We start from the raw sequence: 18,983 nt of genomic DNA, 5'->3' as shown, positions 1-18,983 counted from the left end.
GTCCTGGCCAACGGCCCGGTCATCGCAGCGAACAAGGTCCTGAACAACCTGACCTCCCTGACCTCGGCCAAAACCGACAACCTCAAAGTCACCACTGCCTTCCCCACCACCGCCAACGACACCTTCCAAGGCGCCACCTCCACCATCGGCTTCTCCTTCACCGGCACCCAACGCACCGAAACCACCAAGTAACCACCACACGGAGGGAGAACGATGACCATGCCTACGCGGAACAGCTTCCTGCGCGCCCTGGTGATCGCCGTCGCCGTTCTCCTTGGCCTGGTGGCAGCACCCTCCGCGGCCTTCGCTGCCTTCACCGACACCGCACGCGCAAACCCGCAGTTCTCCACCGCCAGCCTTGCGGCCCCGGCCGCCGCGAACGTGACCATGACGTGCTCGTTCGGTATCCGCGCCACGGTCACTGTGAACTCCTTCAGCACCGTGGCCAACGCCAACTACCACGACATCAAAATCTTCGACCGCTCAGGAAACCTCGAATTCACGGGAGACCTCAGTAAGGCCGCCGGCAAGACCTACACCTCCGGCTACGAAGTCATCGGTACCTGGACCTACGAAATCCGCGGCTATTACAAGGTCCCCGGCACCTCCAACACCTGGACCGGCAAAGTCCTCAAAGGCAACCTGAGCTGCTGAGGTTCCCACGCGGCACCCAAGAAACTCCAAGGGCCCCGACACGCTGAAGCAGACGGCGTATCGGGGCCCTTGGCCTTTAATCCGAAAGGGGCTAGGAGAAGCGACCGGGGCGGAACGTGGCCAGCATCGGGTGCTCGTCGCCGGTCAGGATCTCGCCGGAGAGCAGCTCACCCGCAATGAGTCCCAGCGTGGCACCCGAGTGCGTGAACGCGACGAAACAGCCCGGCACCTGCCCGAGCTCACCGAACACCGGTTCGCCGTCGCCGGGAATGGGTTTGTAGCCGATCTTCCACGACGCCGGCTTGAGCTCGGGGTTTCCAGCAATCAGCTTGGAGGACTCATCGGCCAATTCCTGGACAACCTCATCAGGGATGGTGAAGGAACCATCGGCATGTTCGGTGATCCGCTCTTCATACCAGTCGTGATCCAACGCGAACGTGTTACCCGGGTTGGGACGCACGGCGGCGCGCGGAGTATTCATCACCGTGGTCACCTGGTGCTCCGCGGGCTTGGTGATCACCAGCATGGACACCGGGGAACCATTGGGGATTTCCACCCCCAGCGGCTTCACGACGGCGGGCGTCGCCGCACCGCAGGCAACCAGGACGGCGTCCGCGGGGTACGTTTCACCGCCGGCAGTTTCGACGCCGGTGGCCCGGCCGCCGTCGACCATCACCGAAGCCTTGCCGGCGTTGAGGACAAGCCGACCACCGAGCGCGTGGAACTCCTCCATGAGGTGGTTCACCAGGTCCGGGAGGCTGACCCATCCTTCGCCGGGGTTGAAGATGGCGTTCTCAGGAACGGCACTGGAGTCGATGCCGGCTGTGAAGGAAGCGATCTCTTCGGGGGCCAGCAGTTTGGAGTCGTAGCCGATGGAGTTTTCGTAGGCATGGCGGGCCTTCGTCACCTCGCTTTGTCCGGCGGCGTTCCACATGAGCCCACCACCGAACTGCAGCCACTCACGGCTGGGGTCTGCGGCGAACAACGTCCGGTACCGGTCCACGCCGGCCACCCGCAACTGGTGGTACGGGGTGGATCGCTCCCCGGCGGAGTTCAGCCATGACAACGAGCGGCCGGTGGCTTCGCTGGCCAGGCCATGTTCAGTCAGCAAGGTGACCGAGGCCCCTTGGCGGAGCAGGTGGACAGCGGTGGAGACGCCCAGGATGCCGCCTCCGATAACTGCTACGTGCTTGGTGGAGGACATAGTTCTCCCTTTCTTCGAGGTAGATGCTGTGAAGCGCGCCTATGCGAAGGCGTGAATGTTTTCAATGACTGTGAGGGTCTCCAGTGCCTCCGACGGCCGCACGGGCAGCGGCCCCTGCCCACGGAGGGACGCAGCGAGTTCCCGGTAAAACTGCGGGTAGTCGCCCTGTTCGGCGGGGACGGGCGTGGCTGAACCATCCACTCCCAGAAGCCCCCAGGACTCCCGGGGCTCCACTCCGTAGCCAGCGTCCGACGGCGTGACCCCGGCTGCGAGCGCGGGTTCCTGGCCGTCGAGTCCCCACTTGGTGTAGCCGGCTTTGGAGCCCAGGACGTGGAAGCGCGGGCCCACTTGCGCTGCCATTCCGTTCATCCACAGCCGCGACCGGACCCCGGATTCATGGAGCAGCGACACGAACGCTTCGGTGTCGGCAGCTTCCGCACGGGGGCCGTGGTTGGCTGTCTCGCCGTAGCTCTCCACCACAGGCCCAAACAGTTGGATGGCCTGGTCGATCAGGTGGGCCCCGAGATCGTGGAGGATGCCTCCGCCTTCAACCAAAGTGGCCGTATCGCGCCAGTTGCCGAAGCCTTCCGGCCGCCACCATTCGAAGCGCGACTCAAACGTCCGCACCTCGCCCAAGGCGCCGTCCTGCAGCAGCTTTCGCAGCGTCAGGAAGTCGGCATCCCACCGGCGGTTCTGGAAGACCGTGAGCTGCACACCGGCGTCGGACGCGCGGGCAGCCAGCTCCTCGCCGTGGGCAACTGCTGTCACAAAAGGCTTGTCCACCACGACGTTGAGGCCATGGCCGATGGCCGTGGAACCCAGGTCGAGGTGAGTCAGCGGCGGGGTTCCCAGGACCACGAGGTCGAGGTCGCCGGCCACGGCGAACATCTCCTCGGCAGTGGGCACGATCCGTGCCTCCGGATACAGACGCGCTGCCTCAGCCGCACGCTTCGGGTCCGCCGTCACGATGACGTCCAGGGAGTAGTCCGGGTCCGCTTCGATCAGCGGCGCATGGAATACCTTGCCCGAAACGCCGAACCCGACGACGGCGGTCCGGATGGGTGCCGCTGTTGCCCCGTCCATCAGAGGACTTCCGACAGGAAGCGCTGCAAGCGTTCGCTCCGCGGGTTGTCGAAGAGCTCGGTGGGGGTTCCGATTTCCACTACTTCGCCTTCATCCATGAACACCACCTGGTCCGCCACTTTGCGGGCGAAGCCCATTTCGTGGGTGACAACCAGCATGGTCATGCCACGGCGGCCCAGGCCGGCCATGAGGTTCAGGACGCCCTTGACGAGCTCCGGGTCCAAAGCGCTGGTGGCTTCGTCGAAGAGCATGACTTCAGGCTCCATGGCCAGTGCCCTGGCGATGGCGACGCGCTGCTGCTGCCCTCCGGAGAGGTCACGCGGCCGGTGATCGGAACGTTCAGCCAGGCCGACTTCGGCGAGTCGCCGCCGGGCGCGTTCCCGGGCTTCGCTCTTGGACATTCCCTTGACGCTCCACAGTGCCAGCGCCACATTTTCCAAGGCGGTGTGGTCCGGGAAGAGGTTGAAATGCTGGAACACCATGCCGATGCGGGCACGGAGGATGTCCGGCTTGACCTTGAGTGCGCTTTCGCCGGCCAGGAGAACGTCGCCGCTCTTGGGTTCGTGCAGGCGGTTGACGCCGCGCAGGAGCGTGGACTTGCCGGAGCCGGAGGGTCCGATGATGCAGGTGGTGGTTCCCGAGGCCACCTTCAGGCTGACGTTGCGGAGCACTTCAACGTCCCCGTAGGCCATGGTCAGGTTCTGTAGTTCCAAGCTGGAACCGTGGAATTTCTCGATGTCCTGCGTTGACTTGTTGATGCTGGTGGCACTGCTGCTGGTGAGGTTCACGTGTTGCTCCCGGTGATGAGCGGCGAGGCCGCATCGAGTTCCTTGACTTCCTTCAGCCCACTGGTCGGTGCCGTGGGACGGCGCCGGCCGGTGCGGAACTTGTTGTCGAAGTAGTTGACCAGGTGGGTCAGCGGAACGGTGATGATCAGGTAGAAGATCCCGGCCATGACCAACGGCGAGAGGTTGCCGGACAGTACTGCCGCGTCCTGGCCGACCCGGAACAATTCGCGCTCACTGACCAGAAGGCCCAGGAAGTAGACCAGCGAGGAGTCCTTGACGATCGCAATGAACTGGTTTACCAAAGCGGGAAGCACCCGGCGTACACCCTGCGGAACCACCACGAGGGCCATGGACTTGGAGTAGCTCATACCCAAGGCGCGGCAGGCTTCCCCCTGGCCCTTATCCACGCTTTGGATGCCGGCGCGGAAGATCTCACCGATGTAAGCGCTGGCGATGAGGCTCAGGGCGATGATTCCCAGCGGGTACGGAGAAGGACCGAAGACCGACTGGCTCAACCGCGCAAAGCCCTGGCCAATCAGCAGGATGGTGAGGATGGCGGGCAAGCCACGGAAGAGGTCCGTATAAATCCGTGCCGGGATGCGCAGCCACTTGGACCGCGAGATACCCATGACCGCCACCACCATGCCCATCACTACGCCGAGGATGGTTGCTGCGATGGAAATGATCAGGGTATTGAGGAGGCCAACTCCGAGGAGTTGGGGCAGTACTTCGACCATTGCTTCAAAGTCGAAGAACGTGCGGCTGATGGTGTTGAGCCAATCCATTGAATGCTCTCAGACGTTAGTTGTTCAGGGCTTACTTGCTTGCGGTCGGAGACGGGCTTGAAGTCTGCTCAGCCTTGGGAAGGTACTGTTCCGGCATCGGCGAACCCGGGAACCACTTCTCGTAGAGCTTCTTCCACGTGCCGTCTTCCATCGCTTCGGCCAGGCCCTTGTTCAAGGCTTCCTTGAAGGCAGGCTTGTCCTTGGCGATGGCGAAACCGGCCGGGGCGTCGAATGACGGGATATCCGCGGCGCTGACCAGTCCGAACTGCTCCTGGTATTCCTTGGCCGCCTCGTAGTCCAGGAAGTGGGCGTCCACGGCTCCGCTGTTGACGGCGGAGATCGCGGTGTTGTTGTCAGGGAATCGAACCAGTTGCGCGGACGTGAAGTTCTTGACCGCATAGGCTTCCTGCAGGGTTCCCTGGACAACGCCCAGGCGCTTACCGTTGAGGCCGTCGGCGTCGTTGATGCCTGACGTCTTGGTGGTAATCACCGTCAGGTATCCGGCGAGGTAACCATCGGAGAAGTCCACGGTTTCCTTGCGCTTGTCCGTGATGCCGATTGCTGCCACACCGACGTCGAATTGGCCATTGGCTACGGCGGCGAGCAGGCCGGAGAAGTCCTGGCCGGTGAAGACAACTTTGTCTACGCCGGCGCGGTGGGCAACATCCTTGAAGAGTTCCACGTCAAAGCCGGTGAAGTTACCCGAGCCGTCGGTGAAAGTGTAGGGCTTGGAGTCACCCAGGCTGGCGACGCGGATGGTGCCCGTCTCAATCAGGCCGTAGGGATTGTCGGCCGACGGCGAGGAGCTGGCGGAGGATCCTCCGCAGCCGGAAAGGGCGAGGATGGCCGCCAGGGCTGCTGCTGCGAGCGCTGCTGGGCGGAAGTTCAGTTTGATCACAGCGTTGTCCAATCGTGGGAGGGAAAGCGGTGCTGTCAGGAGCCGCTGAAAGATATTGCTCGATGCCGGGTCTTGCTGAGTCCGGTCTCAGTCCCTAGGATTGAGACCGGACTCACATCGATTGATTGAAATGTAGCGGAACTCACAAAGCCGCGTCAACACCCCTCGTGAAAGGTGAACATGAGCACTGACGGATCCCGACGGCGGGACGTGACGGTTGCCGACGTCGCCAAGGCCGCACAAGTGTCAAAAGCCCAGGCTGCCCGCGCGTTGGGCAACTACGGCGCTGTCAGCGACGATGTCCGCGAGCGCGTCTTGGCGGCGGCAGAAGAGTTGGAGTACCGGCCCAACGAGCTTGCCCGGAGCATGAACACCGGAAAATCCAACACGATCGGCGTAGTGGTGGGCGATATCGAAAACCCGCACTTCGGGCTTGCCATGAGGGGCATTACGGACACTGCCAAGAAGAGCGGCTTCAACGTCATCCTCATCAACACCGACGAGGAGAGGGCAGCCGAAGTGGATGCGGTCCGGGTGTTGCTGGATAAGCGCGTGGACGGGCTCATCGTTGCCCCTGCGTCTTCCGTGGAAACCTCGCACCTCCGGCAGGTCCGCGAGTCCGGACGTCCCCTCGTCCTGCTGGACCGGGCCGCCGAAGGACTGGATGCCGAGACATTCGCGGTGGAGATGGGCGGTATTTCCTACGAGTCGACCAAGTACCTGATTAAGGCCGGGCACCGGCGGATCGCCTTCGTTTCCACTTTGAAGTCAGACCTCCCCTACGAAGAGGGGATGGTCTTGGACTCCTCACAGATCTCGGACCGCTTGGACGGTATCCAGCGCGCCTTCGAAGACGAAGGACTGACCCACCCAGCGGATTTGGTCCGGCTCAACGCCGGCGACTCGGAATCGGTCAAGAAGATCACCAAGGACCTGCTTGACGGGCCGTCGCCGGCCACCGCCATCATCGCTTCCGACGGTCTGATCGCCTTGGGCGTGGTGGAAGCCATCCAGGAATCCGGGCTCTCCATCCCCGCCGACGTCTCGTTCCTCATGTATGACGATTTCGCGTGGACCCGGCTCACTACGCCCCCGCTCACTGTGATCGCGCAGCCCGTGTACGACATGGGCATTGCTGCGGCGACAGCGCTCATACGACAGATCGAAGGCAGGAAATCTGCTGCGTCCAGCCCTGAACTGGTGGCGCGTTTGATTCAGCGCGGATCCGTCGGGGCGCCCAAGGGTGCCGATGTGCTCAGCCAGGCAGGAGGCTGAGCACGAGCCCCCCCCTCAACGGACGGCGGCCAGGGCGTCGTCGTAAATCGCCAGCGCTTGGCGCACTTCCTCAGGGGTGACGACGGCGGGCGGCACCACATGCACGCGGTTGTCGGCCATGAAGGGCAACAGTCCGCGGTTGAGCAGTTCCGTTTTGAGCCTGGCCATGAAGGTGGGGCTGACTGGCGTGCGGGTTTCGCGGTCCTCCACAAGTTCCAGTGCCCAGAACACGCCACGTCCGCGGACTTCACCGATGGCCTCGTGCTTGGCCGCAAGGGCTTTCAGGCCGGGCTCGAGGTGGTCGGCGCCGATGCGGGCCGCGTTCCCGATGATGTTCTCCTCCTCGAACGCTTCGATCGAGGCAACAATGGAGGCCGCAGCCAGTGGATGGCCCGAGTAGGTGAGGCCGCCGGGGAAGACCCGTTCGTCGAAGGCGGCCGAGATTTCCCCGGAGATGATGACCCCGCCCACCGGGACGTAGCCGGAGTTGACTCCTTTGGCGAAGGTAATGAGGTCCGGGCGGACGTTGAACGCGTCCAGGGCGAACCAGTCGCCGGTACGTCCGAAGCCGGACATGACCTCGTCCAGGATCAGGACAATGCCGTGCTGGTCGCAGAGGGCACGGACGCCTTCGAGGTAGCCCGGCGGCGGGAGCAGGATGCCGGCGGTGCCGGGAACAGTCTCAAGCAGCACAGCGGCCACGGATTGCGGTCCCTCAAGTTCGATGGTCCGGCGCAGGTGCTGCAGCGCGCGCTCTGACTCCTGTTCCGGGGTCTCGGCCCAGAACTCGGAGCGGTAGAGGTACGGGCCGAAGACGTGGACGTGGCCGCGGGAGTATTCGTTGGGGATACGACGCCAGTCGCCGGTGGCCACAATCGCTGCACCCGTATTGCCGTGGTACGAACGGTACCGGGAGATGACCTTGTCCCGGCCGGTGTGCAGCCGGGCCATCCGGATGGCGTTCTCATTGGCGTCGGCGCCACCGTTGGTGAAGAACACCTTGTCCATGTTTGACGGGGCATGGGACAGGATCTTCCCGGCAGCAATTGCCCGGGTGTGGTTGGCGTGCGAGGGAGCAACCGTGGCGAGGGTGTCCAGTTGTTCCTTGATGGCCTCGATGAGCCGGGGATGCTGGTGGCCGATGTTGGTGTTGACCAACTGGCTGGAGAAGTCCAGGTACGTCCGGCCCTCGTGATCCCACACCATGCTGCCGGACCCGCCGGCGATAGCCAAAGGCTTCAGCGACTTCTGGGCCGACCATGAGTGGAAGACGTTGGCGGTGTCCAGTGCAGCGACCTCTGCGTTGGTCGCGGAAACAGCCAAGGAAGTGCGGGTGGGTGACATTGGAGGTCCTCTCGAAAGGCGGGTGGGGCTTCCCCTTCATCATGGGCTTGCGAGCGGAGCAACGCCTCTCGACATTTGTATAGTTGGTGCGGTGTGGAACTACGTTTTTCCAAGGAGCACCTGAGCATGCCGCCAACCCTCACCACCATCCTTCACAACAGCTCGCTGAACCTGCGGCTGGTGACCCCTGCGCCAGATGATCCTGCAGCTGACGCCCCTGTGTCCTGGGTCCACAGCTCCGACCTCGACGACCCCACTCCGTTCCTGGATCCCGGGCAGCTGCTGCTGACCGACGGGACGCAGTTTCCGGTCGGGGACGCGCCTGCTTCGCTCTACAGCGACTACGTGGAGCGGTTGGTCCGCCACGGGATCTGCGGCCTCGGTTTTGCCACCGAGGTGATCCACGGCGTCCTGCCGCAGGGTTTGGAGGATGCCTGCCGCCGGCAAGGTTTGCCGTTGGTGGAAGTGCCTGACCGGACCCCGTTCATTGCCATCATCCGATTCGTTGCGGACTGGCTGGCGAGGGAACAGAACGCGCGGTCGGAGTGGTCGCTCCAAGCGCAACGGGCCATCGCGCGCGCAGCCCTTCGTCCCGACGGGCTGCGGTCCATACTGGCCGAACTCGAGCGCCAACTGCACGGCTGGGTAGCCCTGTTCGACGCCGCAGGAAACCACATCCTGATGCCCAACAACCGTCCCGTGCCGTCGGCATTAATGCCAGAGGTAGTGGACGCGGTCCGGAAGTCCCTGGACCAGGGTTCACGATCGGTGTCGCAGCTGACTGTCGACGGCGGGCAGATCACCCTCCAGACGCTGGGCCGCCGGAATCATTTGCGCGGGGTCCTGGTCCTGGGTGCCATCGAACCTTTGGACCCGGCCCGCACCGACATCATCAACAGTGTCATCGCCTTGGCCAGCCTTGCGTTGGAGCAAACGCGTACTCTCGATACCGCACGCCGCCACCTGCGGGCCGGGGTTTTTGAGCAATTGCTGGCAGGTAGTACGGACGTTGCAGAGCGCACGGCCCGCCAGGTCTGGGGCCGACTGCCCGCAGACCCCTTGGTAGTGACCATGGCGCAGCCGCCCGGGCAAGGACAAAACCTCCTGGAGGCACTGGAGTTGTTGTCGGACGACCACCGCGGCGCCGTTTTCTACGCCCAGCGGAACGAGAACATTGTGGTGCTGGCCGGCCCCGCACACCAGCAAAAGGTCACCGTCCTCCTGGAAAGATACGGCGCAACCGCGGGCGCTTCCGGAGAGACGGACTTCGCCAATTTGGCCGAAGCGTTGAAGGAAGCCGATCGATCCTTGAAACGGGCCCTTGAACTCTCCCGTCCCCTGGTGGGCTTCGACGAGATCTCCCAAGGCGGGATGCTGGGCCTGCTGCACCGGGATGAGGCCGGCTCAGTGGCCCGCCGCCTGGTGGAGCCGTTGGCCCGGCACGATAAGTCTGAACAGACCCACCTGATGCCGACGGTCACCGCGTGGCTGGCGAACAACTGCGTCTGGGACCGGACAGCCCGGCAACTGGGAATCCACCGGCACACCCTCAGGAACCGGATCGATGCTGCCGGGGCCGTCCTGGGACTCAACCTGGACAGCCTGCGCGACAGGCTGGAACTGTTCGCCGCCGTCGAGTTTTTGCAGGAGCGTTAGCCCCGGACCGACCAGGGGTGAGAGAGCGTCAGCCAGTACCGACGCTCTCTCACCTCAAGTTAGTTCTGCGGGAAGCCGAGGTTGATGCCGCCGTGGCTGGGGTCGAGCCAGCGTGAGGTGATGGCTTTTTCGCGGGTGAAGAACTGGAAACCCTGCAGGCCGTAGGCCTTGGAGCTGCCGAAGATCGAGTCCTTGAAACCGCCGAAGGAGTAGTAGGCCACGGGCACGGGGATCGGCACGTTGATGCCCACCATCCCCACTTCAACCTCGGTCTGGAAGCGGCGGGCGGCGCCGCCGTCGTTCGTGAAAATGGCCGTGCCGTTGCCGAAGGCGCCAGAGTTGATCAGGTGCAGGCCCTCTTCGTAGCTCTTGACGCGGACAACGGCCAGGACCGGGCCGAAGATTTCCTCGGTGTAGACGCGCGAGGTGACCGGGACGTCGTCGATCAACGTGGGGCCGAGCCAGAAGCCGTTCTGGTCGCCGTCCACCTCAATGCCACGGCCGTCCACCACAACCTTGGCGCCGTCCTCGATGGCCACGTCGATGTAGGAGGCCACTTTGTCGCGGTGCTGGCGGGTGACCAGTGGGCCCATGTCGCAGTTGCGGCGGCCGTCGCCGATCCGGAGCGTGGACATGCGGGCGGTGATCTTCTCGATCAGGGCATCGGCGACCGGCTCGACGGCGACCACCACGCTGATGGCCATGCAGCGTTCGCCGGCGGACCCGAAGCCCGCGTTGATCGCGGCGTCGGCGGTCAGTTCGAGGTCGGCGTCCGGCAGGACGAGCATGTGGTTCTTCGCACCGCCCAGCGCCTGGACGCGCTTGCCGTTGCGGGCCGCGGTCTCGTAGATGTACTGGGCAATCGGGGTGGAACCGACGAAGGAAATCGCCTTCACATCCGGGTGCTCCAAGAGCCCGTCCACTGCTTCCTTATCGCCGTGCAGGACATTGAAAACACCGTCCGGAAGTCCCGCTTCGGTGAAGAGGGCAGCGAGCCAGTTGGCCGCCGTCGGGTCCTTCTCGCTCGGTTTCAACACCACAGTGTTACCGGCGGCGATGGCGATCGGGAGGAACCACAGCGGCACCATGGCAGGGAAGTTGAACGGGCTGATGATGCCAACGACGCCCAGCGGCGCTTTGGTGGAGTAAACGTCGACGCCGGTGGAGACATTCTCTGAATGCTCACCCTTGATGAGGTGCGGGAAGCCCGTGGCAAGTTCCACGACTTCCTGGCCTCGGGTGATTTCACCGAGGGCATCGGAGACCACCTTGCCGTGCTCGGAGGTGATGATCTCGGCGAGCTCGCCCTTGCGCTCGTTCAGCAGCTCCCGGAAACGGAAGATGATCTGCTGGCGCTTGGTGATGGACATGTCGCGCCAGGCAGGGAATGCCTTGTGCGCGGAAGAGATGGCCGACTCGATATCCTCGGCGTTTCCAAGGTTGACCAACGTGGTTTCCCGGCCCAGGGCGGGATCGAAGACCGGGGCGGTGCGATCACCGGCCGACGGCGCCTCAGCGCCTCCGATCCAGTGCGGAACCACGGGGAGTTCGTTGATTTCAGTCACTGCATTCTCTTTTCTGGCGACGGGATCGATGTGTGAAGCATCTGATTCCACCGTAGGGAAGGGACCTGCCGTAAGCGGCACGACATTGAGCGAAAAATTGTCCGCTTTGTCGACATATGTACAGGGCACCAGCAGACCCAGTCCCCCATCGTTCCCGCCCGGTTAACCTCCGCGCCATCCCGCTTCCCTACTGTGATCGCGCTGGGGGGATCACACCATCACACAGAGGGAAGCGCCATGTGCACTGCAGAAGAAAACACGACCACCCACAGCCGCAGTGTGGAGATGGCCGATGCTGAGTTGAAGACCATGGGCCTGAGCCGCCGACGCATCCTGCAGTCGGCCGGCATCCTGGCCGCCGGTACAGCAGCTTCAGCTGCGATGACCCAGCCGGCGATGGCCAACCCGGGCGGGAACGACCCCCAACTGAAGTGGCTGGTGGGCGACCACCACATACACACCCAGTACAGCCACGACGCGAAGTACATGATCAAGCAGCAGCTTGATACCGCCCAGTCCTATGGCGTCGACTGGGTTGCATTGACGGAACACAGCAACTTCGGCCATGCGAACAACGGCGGCGCAGTCAACGCGAACAAAGAAATCCTGGCGCAGCGTGCAGCCCGGCCTGACCTGCTGATTTTCCAGGGGCTTGAGTGGTACATCCCTGGAGCTGAGCATGCCTCGGTCCTCGTTGCTCCGGGGCCCAACGAAGTGAACCTCCTGCGCACGTTCGAACTGGTGTGGGACGGCAAGCTGAACCAGTGGGAGAAGCCCATGCCGGGAACGGCGCAGGTGGAAACCTTCGAACGCAAGGCCGTGGAAGCCATCGCCTGGTTGGCCAACCAGAAGCGCTCAGGCTACATCGACGACGTCGTAGCTTTGGCAAACCACCCCATGCGCCTGGGCATCGACTCCCCGCACGAGCTCCGGGCATGGCGTGACGCCGCCCGCGACGTGATGATTGGCATGGAAGGGGCGCCCGGCGCGCAAGGCTCCGGCGTCAGCCAGTTCTCCAGGGCCGGCGACCAGCGCGGCGAATACACCAACAACCCCACGCAGTACAGCTTCCCCGGCTACCCGGCAGACGCGTTCCGACCCTATGGCGGCTTCGACTGGGCCACGGCAACGGTGGGCGGCGTATGGGATTCCATGCTCGCCGAAGGGCTGCCGTTCTGGATCACGTCCAACTCGGACAACCACCTCACGGTTAAGGACACGTGGAAGACCGGACCCTACCCGGCCGAGGAGCCCTACCTCAGCCTCCCCAACGAGTTCGACCGCTGGTCCGTGACCGGCAAGCGCCCCGACCCGTTCGACGCCGGCGAAAAGCAGGGCGGCAGCGACTACTGGCCCGGACAATTCAGCCGCCTCCACACCGGCGTCACCCAGCACTCCTACGCCGGCGTGTTGGAAGCCATGCGCCGTGGACGCATGTGGGTCGACCACGGACACCTCCTCCAAGGCCTGGACGTCAGGGTCCGCGAGGTGCGCGGCAACAGTGCCGGCAACAGCAACGGACGCAACGGCGTCACGCTCGGTTCCCGACTGCAGGTGAGGCGGGGTGCCGACGTCGAAATATCCATCACCATGACGACTACGGACTACCGCAATTTCGCGGGGATCCTTCCGAAACCCGCCCATGTTGATGTGATCGGCGGCCCGGTGACTGGTGCCGCGGCGGACCGTGACACGTTGAAGGCGCCGGGAACCTCAGTGTGGAAGCAGATGGACGTATCAGGGCGCACCGGAACGTTCACCATCAAGCACATCATCAAAGACGTCCAGCAATCCTGCTACTTCCGTCTTCGCGGCAGTGACGGAAACAGGCACGGCGCCGGATACTACGGCGCTGCAGTGGATCCTGCGGGCCCCATCCGCCACGGCGACAACCTGGGCGACGCCGACCCCTGGACGGACACCTGGTTCTATGCCAACCCGGTGTTCATCGACGTCGCCTAGCTGCTGCCGGAGCGAAGCCCTGGTGGACTACGCCTGGACGTCGCCTTCCTCGGGGTCGTCGGCGGACCGGACGTCGTTGCGGATGATGCCCAACTCCTCTAGTTGGGCAGACATGCCCGCACCGTCCGGGGCGTAGATCCAGGGCACTCCGGGAGTGGGCTGCCCGCCGGACTTCGACCGCCCGCCGGCGAGGACCGCTTCACCCGCGGAGAGTTGGCGGATCGCGATGGCCTTGACGTTCTCCGGGTGCCGTTGGGCGAAGTCGGAGTAGATCGCTTCGTCATGCTGCCCGTCGTCGCCCACCAGCAGCCACTTGATGCCGGGGAACTCCTCCGCGAGCCGCTCCAACGAGTTCCTCTTGTGCTCCTGGCCGCTGCGGAACCAGCGGTCAGGAGTGGGACCCCAGTCGGTCAGGAGCTTGGGGCCGGCAGGGTACAAATTGCGGGACAGGAACCGGGACAGGGTGGGGGCCACGTTCCACGCTCCAGTGGACAGGTACAGCACGGGCGCCGAGGGGGCAGTCCGGGCAATGCGCTCGTACAGTACAGCCATGCCCGGGGTGGGCGTCCGCGCATGCTCGTTGAGGACGAAGGTGTTCCAGGCGGCCAGGAAGGGCCGGGGCAGCGCCGTCACCATCACCGTGTCGTCAATATCGGAGACCACACCGAAGTCGGCATCGTCCGCGACGATCTCGATGGGGGCCTCCACCGTCCGGGACTCGCCGGATTGCAAGGTGATGGTGTGCCACCCGGCGTCAAGGGCCACAGGGATACGGGCGTCCACCACGCCTCCGCGGTCGGCCCGCACCTCGAAAACCGTGCCTGCGATAGTCACACTCACGGCAGCGTGGGCCACGGGAGCGCTGGTGAAGTTCCGCCACCCGCGCATGCTTTCCTGCAAGGGCTTGGCGTGGCCTGCCGCATCCCTGGGATCGCTGCGGACAACGCGCGCCAGCACCCTGACCCAGGACGTACTGCCATAGCCGGTGTAAGGAATGACGGTCTCCACCCTGCCACGCCGGATGGCAAGCCGCGTCTGCAGACCCAACCATGCGTCGTCGAGCCTTAGTGCAAGATGACGTCGGCCGTTACGCGGCTGTTGGGAGCCGCCGTTTTCCACGGCGTCGGGCTGGGGGCGCTGTTTCATGGGGCGGGGAGACATGCGTCCAGTCTTCCACGCCCTCAGGGTTCGCCCTACACAGCAGTGGTCGGTGCGCGGCCTTCGTCGCCATGTTGTTTGCGCGCTGCAGCAACGCGCAAACGGTCCAGACGGTTCATCAAGGGCGCAGTGGTGGCCCCATGCACAACGATCGACAAAGCCACCACCAAGCCGACCATCGCCCACAACCCGCGCGCCTCGGCGTCGAAGTTTCCATGGCTCAGCGCGAAGGCTACGTAGAACAGTGACCCGATCCCGCGAATTCCGAAGTAGGAGATGGCCAGGCGCTCGCGCGGGCCGGTCTTTCCGCGCATGAGCCCGATCCATCCGGCCACGGGGCGGACGAGCAAGAGGAACGCCAAGGCAACCAGCAGCTCCGTCCAACCAATCCCATCCAGCAGGCCGCGGGCTATGGCGCCCCCAAGGAGGACCAGGATCACTACTGTCATGAGGCGCTCCAGCTGCTCGACGTAGCTGTGCAGCACTTGGTGGTACGCGTGGTTGCGTTCGGCGGATCGAATGGTCAGGGCGCAAATGAACACTGCGACGAACCCGTAACCCGACACCATCTCCGTTGCACCGTATGCCAGGAAGGTCGCCGCCAGGGCCACGAAACCTTCGGAATGCTCGGACAGGCGAAAACTCTTGCGTTTGGCAGCGAAAAAGACCAAGCTCAGCAACTTGCCCGTACCGAATCCAATCAGCACGCCGGCAACAGTTCGCCACAGAACATCCACAGCAACCCACTCCCCCAGCCAACCGGCCGGGGAGGCCCCCACCAGGCTGATGAGGATGGCCAGATAAACGAAGGGGAAGGCGAGCCCGTCATTCAAACCCGCTTCGGATGTCAGGGCGAAACGAACCTCGTCTTCGTCCGGGTCCTCTTCGCTGTCCGCGGGCCTGCCTACCTGCACTTCCGAAGCCAGCACGGGGTCCGTGGGCGCGATCGCGGCCGCCACGAGGATGGCTGCGGCGAGCCCCAAGCCCAGGACCCACAGCCCCAGGAGCGTCATCACCAGGATGCACAAAGGCATGACAATACCGAGCAAGCGCCACGTGGTGGACCATCCACGCCAACGGAACGGACGGTCCAATGCCAAACCGGCACCCATGAGGGAGATGATGACGCAGATCTCGGTCAGGTGGGTGGTGAACCCGCCGTACCGGATGGGGTCCGGGTCCGGCAGCTCAGGAAGCAAGGTGAACGCGAGGATCCCACTGCCCAGAAAGACCATGGGCATGGACAGCGGAGTGCGTTGTAACAACTTCGGCAAGACAGCAGCGGCCAACACCGCAACGCCTGCCGAGACGAACAAGATGCTGGCGACTTCAAACACGAATGGTCTTCTTCCTGACGCGCCGTTCGGCGCATCCCAGAAGCCTAGTCCCGGCAGCGCTGTTCTGCTATCCCGATGGTCCCGCCGGGCCAGCTCCAGCCCAGCCGGCCGGCCCAGCTCCTCCTGCCAGAAGCCTAGGGAGCGCCCAAGGCCGCCTCGATCAGGACTTCGGCCGCCTGACGCGCCTGGCCGGCGGCGTCGGACGTTCCGGCGATGGCCGCCGTCGTCTGCGCTCCCTCCGCAAGAATGGAAAGCTGCGGAGCGAGGTAGGCCGGCGCGCCGGCCTCCGCCGCAAGATGGCCGACGTATTCCTGGAATGATTCCTTGTGCTTGCGCGCATACTCGGCAACGTCGGGACTGACCGCGCCGAGTTCAGCGAAGCTGTTGATGAACCCACATCCCCGGAATGAGTCCTGGCAGAACCAGCCGGCAAGGTAGTCGAAGATCGCAAGGAGGCGCTCCCGCGGCGTCCCGGCCTGCTGGACTGTAGCGTCCAGCCCTTCAGTCCAGGACTGGTGCCGATGCTCCAGCACCGCCATGACAATGCTGCTCTTTGACGGGAATTCCCCGTAGAGCTTCTTCAGCGAAACCCCGGCAGCGGAACGCAACTCGTCCATCCCAACAGCCTGGATTCCCTTGGCGTTGTAGAGCTCGTCAGCGGTGGCGACGATGCGTTGGCGGACCTCGGAATTATCCATGTAGCCATTCTACTTGAAATGAGAACGATCGTTCTATACGATGTGATGACAGGCGGAGAACGATCGTTCTCCACGGAAGAAAAGGGACAAGGACCATGGGCTTCATCAAAGTCGGAACTGAGAACAGCGCGGACATCGAGCTCTACTACGAGGACCACGGAACAGGCCAGCCTGTTGTCCTGATCCACGGCTACCCCCTGGACGGCGGCTCCTGGGAGAAGCAAACCGCAGCCCTCCTGAACGCCGGCTACCGCGTCATCACCTATGACCGCCGCGGATTCGGCAAGTCGAGCAAGCCGACCACCGGCTACGACTACGACACCTTCGCAGCCGACCTCAACGCGGTTCTCGAAACCCTGGACTTGAACAACGCAGTCCTGGTGGGCTTCTCCATGGGCACCGGCGAAGTGGGACGCTACCTCGGCACCTACGGCGAGGCCCGCGTGGCAAAGGCTGCGTTCCTGGCATCGCTGGAACCATTCCTCCTGCAGACAGATGACAACCCCACCGGCGTCCCGTCCACCGTGTTCGACGGCATCCGCAATGCCGCCATCGAAGACCGCTACGCCTGGTTCACCAACTTCTACAACGACTTCTTCAACACGGACAACTTCCTGGGGAACCGCCTCAGCGAGGAAGCGCTGCACAATGCGTGGAACGTCGCGGCCGGCTCCTCCTGGTACGCATCATTCGCCGTGGTTGACTCCTGGCTGACGGACTTCCGCTCCGACATCGAGAAGGTCACCGTTCCGTCCCTGATTGTCCATGGCACCGACGACCGCATTCTCCCGATTGACTCGACCGGCCGCGAGTTCACCAAGCGACTCCCCTCCGCCGAATACGTCGAGATCGAGGACGCGCCGCACGGCATGCTCTGGACACACGGCGCCGAAATCAACGAGATCCTGCTGCGGTTCCTGGCCAAGTAGAACGCTCGACGGCGGGAGGTCGCCCTCGGTTCCCCCGGAACCCAGGGCGGCCTCCCGCCGTCGCACTTTGACGTTACGTGGGTCACGTCTTATGATTTATGAATCGATTCAAGATGTAACCTTCCTCACGCTGAATGAGCACCATTGTTCAGTCCTGGATTGGAAGAGTTTTTGTTCCTTGCCAACGACGACAAAGGAGTTCAGCCACATGTCAGTCACCCACCGGAGGGATACCACCCTCTCCGACAACACCGTAAGGCCCAAGGATCCGAAGAAAGCCGCCATGAGCGGTTGGATCGGAAGCGCGCTCGAGTACTACGACTTCGCCTTGTATTCGCTGGCAGCGACGCTCCTCTTCCCCACCATCTTCTTCCCCACCGAGAACCCCACCGTCGGCATCATCGCCTCGTTGGCCACCTATGCCGTGGGCTACGTGTCCCGCCCGCTGGGCGCCGTGGTCCTGGGTGCCTACGGTGACCGGCATGGACGGAAGAAGGTACTCGTCTTCGCGATGTTGCTCATGGGCTTCGCTACCTTTGCCGTGGGCCTCTTGCCCACTTACGGCCAGGTGGGCCTCCTCGCCCCCGTCCTCCTGGTGATCCTCCGCCTGATCCAAGGCTTTGCGGTCGCCGGGGAACTCGGCGGCGCCAGCGCGATGATCGTAGAACACTCCCCCGATTCCAGGCGGGGCTTCTTTGCCAGCTTCAGCCTCCAAGGCACGCAGGTGGGCTCCATTCTCGCCACGGCCGTGCTGATCCCCCTTGCCGCCCTCCTCCCGGATGAGCAATTCCACGCGTGGGGATGGCGCCTGCCGTTCCTGCTCAGCGCCGTCGTGATTATTGCCGGGTACGTCATCCGCCGCCGCGTGCAGGAGCCGCCCGCGTACCTGGCCCAGTCGGACGATGCCCCGGCCAAGCGCCGGTTTCCGCTGGTGGACCTCCTGCGCACCCATCCGTGGGTCCTGGTCCGCTGCATCCTCATGACATTCACCAACGTCATCGGCATGGCCACCCTCATTTTTGGTGTCTCCTTCGCGACCCAAAAGGGCTACGGAATCGGATTCACCAGCAGCGAATTCCTGTGGGTAACCATGGCAGCAAACGTGGCCGCAGTCGCGACGATTCCCTTGTTCGGTGCCCTCTCTGACCGGATCGGCCGGCGGGCCCTTATGGTGGCCGGCGGCATCACGGGTGGATTGCTGACCGTGGCTTACCTGTGGGCGATCGAACAGAGGAGCCTGCCGCTGGTGTTCCTCTGCGTAGTGATCGTGCAAGGCGTGCTCTTCCAGATGTGGAACGCCACCTTCGCCACGTTCTTCCAGGAGCAGTTCCCCATGCGCATGCGGGTGACGGGTTTCGCGGTCGCCCAGAACATCGGGCTCATGATCGCGTCCTTCTTCCCGAGCCTGTTTACTGCCATCGCTCCCCCGGGATCAGCGAACATCCCCCTGGTCATTGGCCTGACCACGCTGGGAATCTGCCTGGTCTCAGCCGTGGCAACGCTCCTGTCTTCGGACACCAAGGGCAAGACCCTGGAGGACCTCGAGGTCCGCTAGACAGGTTTCACCGGGGGCGACCGCCGTCGAAATCGCCGGAAAGCTGCCAAGTCGATGGCAACTTTCCGGCGATTTCGCGCGTTTCCGGCGAT

General features: G+C 63.8%; 16 protein-coding genes and 1 pseudogene. 7 read left to right on the top strand and 10 right to left on the bottom strand.

Annotated features, from left to right (window positions below; translation table 11 throughout):
* Nucleotides 1–192: pseudogene (locus QF015_RS16160) on the top strand (TasA family protein); the annotation flags it as partial.
* Between the two features lie 27 nt (nucleotides 193–219).
* Nucleotides 220–654, top strand: a complete 435-nt coding sequence (locus QF015_RS16155; protein WP_429390149.1) for a SipW-dependent-type signal peptide-containing protein — start codon at nucleotides 220–222, stop codon at nucleotides 652–654.
* Between the two features lie 91 nt (nucleotides 655–745).
* On the opposite strand, the gene QF015_RS16150 is transcribed toward QF015_RS16155, so the two are convergent.
* Genes QF015_RS16150 through QF015_RS16130 form a run of 5 tightly spaced genes read right to left on the bottom strand, consistent with a single transcriptional unit; the run spans nucleotide 746 to nucleotide 5,412 of the window.
* Entirely contained in the window at nucleotides 746–1,858 is a 1,113-nt protein-coding gene (locus QF015_RS16150; RefSeq protein WP_429390148.1) for an NAD(P)/FAD-dependent oxidoreductase, read from the bottom strand.
* Nucleotides 1,859–1,897: 39 nt separating this feature from the next.
* Nucleotides 1,898–2,941, bottom strand: a complete 1,044-nt coding sequence (locus QF015_RS16145) for a Gfo/Idh/MocA family protein (RefSeq protein WP_429390147.1) — start codon at nucleotides 2,939–2,941, stop codon at nucleotides 1,898–1,900.
* Nucleotides 2,941–3,729 carry an amino acid ABC transporter ATP-binding protein gene (locus QF015_RS16140; RefSeq protein WP_429390146.1) on the bottom strand — a complete coding sequence of 263 codons (789 nt, stop codon included), beginning with the start codon at nucleotides 3,727–3,729 and terminating at the stop codon, nucleotides 2,941–2,943. Before QF015_RS16140 ends, QF015_RS16145 begins: the two co-directional genes overlap by 1 nt.
* Nucleotides 3,726–4,514 (bottom strand): amino acid ABC transporter permease, encoded by a 789-nt coding sequence (locus tag QF015_RS16135; protein WP_310203018.1) that lies wholly within the window; start codon nucleotides 4,512–4,514, stop codon nucleotides 3,726–3,728. Before QF015_RS16135 ends, QF015_RS16140 begins: the two co-directional genes overlap by 4 nt.
* Nucleotides 4,515–4,545: 31 nt before the next feature.
* Nucleotides 4,546–5,412, bottom strand: coding sequence for an ABC transporter substrate-binding protein (locus QF015_RS16130; RefSeq protein ID WP_310203019.1), 867 nt, complete (start codon nucleotides 5,410–5,412; stop codon nucleotides 4,546–4,548).
* Nucleotides 5,413–5,592: 180 nt separating this feature from the next.
* Here QF015_RS16130 and QF015_RS16125 point away from each other — a divergent pair, with 180 nt between their 5' ends.
* Nucleotides 5,593–6,687, top strand: a complete 1,095-nt coding sequence (locus tag QF015_RS16125) for a LacI family DNA-binding transcriptional regulator (protein WP_310203021.1) — start codon at nucleotides 5,593–5,595, stop codon at nucleotides 6,685–6,687.
* A 15-nt stretch (nucleotides 6,688–6,702) separates the two neighbouring features.
* On the opposite strand, the gene QF015_RS16120 is transcribed toward QF015_RS16125, so the two are convergent.
* Nucleotides 6,703–8,031, bottom strand: a complete 1,329-nt coding sequence (locus QF015_RS16120; protein WP_429390145.1) for an aspartate aminotransferase family protein — start codon at nucleotides 8,029–8,031, stop codon at nucleotides 6,703–6,705.
* Nucleotides 8,032–8,157: 126 nt separating this feature from the next.
* Between QF015_RS16120 and QF015_RS16115 the strand changes: the two genes are divergently transcribed.
* Nucleotides 8,158–9,687, top strand: coding sequence for a PucR family transcriptional regulator (locus tag QF015_RS16115; protein ID WP_429390144.1), 1,530 nt, complete (start codon nucleotides 8,158–8,160; stop codon nucleotides 9,685–9,687).
* A 59-nt stretch (nucleotides 9,688–9,746) separates the two neighbouring features.
* Here QF015_RS16115 and QF015_RS16110 read toward each other — a convergent pair whose 3' ends face one another.
* Nucleotides 9,747–11,252, bottom strand: a complete 1,506-nt coding sequence (locus QF015_RS16110; protein ID WP_310203027.1) for a CoA-acylating methylmalonate-semialdehyde dehydrogenase — start codon at nucleotides 11,250–11,252, stop codon at nucleotides 9,747–9,749.
* 237 nt (nucleotides 11,253–11,489) lie between these two features.
* Between QF015_RS16110 and QF015_RS16105 the strand changes: the two genes are divergently transcribed.
* Entirely contained in the window at nucleotides 11,490–13,214 is a 1,725-nt protein-coding gene (locus tag QF015_RS16105; protein ID WP_429390143.1) for a PHP domain-containing protein, read from the top strand.
* A gap of 27 nt (nucleotides 13,215–13,241) precedes the next feature.
* Here the strand turns inward: QF015_RS16105 and QF015_RS16100 are convergent, their stop codons facing one another.
* From QF015_RS16100 to QF015_RS16090, 3 genes are all read right to left on the bottom strand, one after another.
* Complete coding sequence (locus QF015_RS16100) at nucleotides 13,242–14,375, bottom strand: App1 family protein (protein ID WP_429390142.1); 1,134 nt, start codon at nucleotides 14,373–14,375, stop codon at nucleotides 13,242–13,244.
* A gap of 32 nt (nucleotides 14,376–14,407) precedes the next feature.
* Nucleotides 14,408–15,709, bottom strand: coding sequence for a cation:proton antiporter (locus tag QF015_RS16095; protein ID WP_429390141.1), 1,302 nt, complete (start codon nucleotides 15,707–15,709; stop codon nucleotides 14,408–14,410).
* A 134-nt stretch (nucleotides 15,710–15,843) separates the two neighbouring features.
* Nucleotides 15,844–16,407 carry a TetR/AcrR family transcriptional regulator gene (locus QF015_RS16090; protein WP_429390140.1) on the bottom strand — a complete coding sequence of 188 codons (564 nt, stop codon included), beginning with the start codon at nucleotides 16,405–16,407 and terminating at the stop codon, nucleotides 15,844–15,846.
* A 95-nt stretch (nucleotides 16,408–16,502) separates the two neighbouring features.
* On the opposite strand from QF015_RS16090, the gene QF015_RS16085 reads away from it, so the two are divergent.
* Both QF015_RS16085 and QF015_RS16080 read left to right on the top strand, forming a co-directional pair.
* Nucleotides 16,503–17,336: an alpha/beta fold hydrolase gene (locus tag QF015_RS16085; RefSeq protein ID WP_429390139.1), complete on the top strand. Its 834-nt coding sequence runs from the start codon at nucleotides 16,503–16,505 to the stop codon at nucleotides 17,334–17,336.
* A gap of 208 nt (nucleotides 17,337–17,544) precedes the next feature.
* Nucleotides 17,545–18,891, top strand: coding sequence for an MFS transporter (locus tag QF015_RS16080; RefSeq protein WP_429390138.1), 1,347 nt, complete (start codon nucleotides 17,545–17,547; stop codon nucleotides 18,889–18,891).
* The last annotated feature ends 92 nt before the right edge of the window (nucleotides 18,892–18,983 follow it).

The sequence above is a fragment of the Paenarthrobacter sp. TE4293 genome, assembly GCF_050435325.1.
Taxonomy (GTDB): domain Bacteria; phylum Actinomycetota; class Actinomycetes; order Actinomycetales; family Micrococcaceae; genus Arthrobacter; species Arthrobacter nitroguajacolicus_C.
This window is presented reverse-complemented; position numbering and strand designations above follow the sequence as displayed.

Coding starts and splice junctions, on each gene's coding strand:
- QF015_RS16090 (WP_429390140.1), bottom strand. CDS start 16,407: ATGGATAATTCCGAGGTCCGCCAACGCATCGTCGCCACCGCTGACGAG.
- QF015_RS16120 (WP_429390145.1), bottom strand. CDS start 8,031: ATGTCACCCACCCGCACTTCCTTGGCTGTTTCCGCGACCAACGCAGAG.
- QF015_RS16105 (WP_429390143.1), top strand. CDS start 11,490: ATGTGCACTGCAGAAGAAAACACGACCACCCACAGCCGCAGTGTGGAG.
- QF015_RS16150 (WP_429390148.1), bottom strand. CDS start 1,858: ATGTCCTCCACCAAGCACGTAGCAGTTATCGGAGGCGGCATCCTGGGC.
- QF015_RS16100 (WP_429390142.1), bottom strand. CDS start 14,375: ATGTCTCCCCGCCCCATGAAACAGCGCCCCCAGCCCGACGCCGTGGAA.
- QF015_RS16155 (WP_429390149.1), top strand. CDS start 220: ATGCCTACGCGGAACAGCTTCCTGCGCGCCCTGGTGATCGCCGTCGCC.
- QF015_RS16115 (WP_429390144.1), top strand. CDS start 8,158: ATGCCGCCAACCCTCACCACCATCCTTCACAACAGCTCGCTGAACCTG.
- QF015_RS16085 (WP_429390139.1), top strand. CDS start 16,503: ATGGGCTTCATCAAAGTCGGAACTGAGAACAGCGCGGACATCGAGCTC.
- QF015_RS16125 (WP_310203021.1), top strand. CDS start 5,593: ATGAGCACTGACGGATCCCGACGGCGGGACGTGACGGTTGCCGACGTC.
- QF015_RS16080 (WP_429390138.1), top strand. CDS start 17,545: ATGTCAGTCACCCACCGGAGGGATACCACCCTCTCCGACAACACCGTA.
- QF015_RS16145 (WP_429390147.1), bottom strand. CDS start 2,941: ATGGACGGGGCAACAGCGGCACCCATCCGGACCGCCGTCGTCGGGTTC.
- QF015_RS16135 (WP_310203018.1), bottom strand. CDS start 4,514: ATGGATTGGCTCAACACCATCAGCCGCACGTTCTTCGACTTTGAAGCA.